The following is a 437-nucleotide window of genomic DNA, read 5'->3' on the forward strand; positions in this document are numbered from 1 at the left end:
ACGGCAATCGACAAGCTCACGCACGAGATGGCCGTGCTCAAGCGGCTGAAGTTCGCCGCCAAGTCTGAAGCCTTCAATGCCGAGCAGAAGAGTCTGCTGGAAGAGACCATCGACGCCGACTTGGCGGCGATGGAGCGTGAGCTGGAGGACCTCGCGACCGTGCCGGCCGTGCAGCGCGAGAAGCAGCAACCCAAGCGCCAGCCACTGCCCGCGCACCTGCCGCGCCGGGAGATCCGCCACGAGCCCGAAAGCACGACCTGTGCTTGCGGCTGCGCCCTCCAGCGCATCGGCGAGGATGTGGCCGAGAAGCTCGACTACCGCCCTGGGGTGTTCAGCGTCGAGCGCCACGTTCGCGGCAAGTGGGTCTGCACGAAGTGCGAGACGCTGGTGCAGGCGCCCGTCGCCCCGCACATCATCGACAAGGGCATCCCGACGGC

1 protein-coding gene is annotated in these 437 nt (G+C 67.3%); it reads left to right on the forward strand.

Annotated elements, in window-relative coordinates; translation table 11 throughout:
• Positions 1–437: IS66 family transposase zinc-finger binding domain-containing protein (locus ACCC97_RS28830; protein WP_413336401.1), on the forward strand; the 437-nt coding region annotated here is incomplete at both ends.

The sequence above is a fragment of the Variovorax sp. Varisp85 genome, assembly GCF_047304045.1.
GTDB lineage: Bacteria > Pseudomonadota > Gammaproteobacteria > Burkholderiales > Burkholderiaceae_C > Variovorax.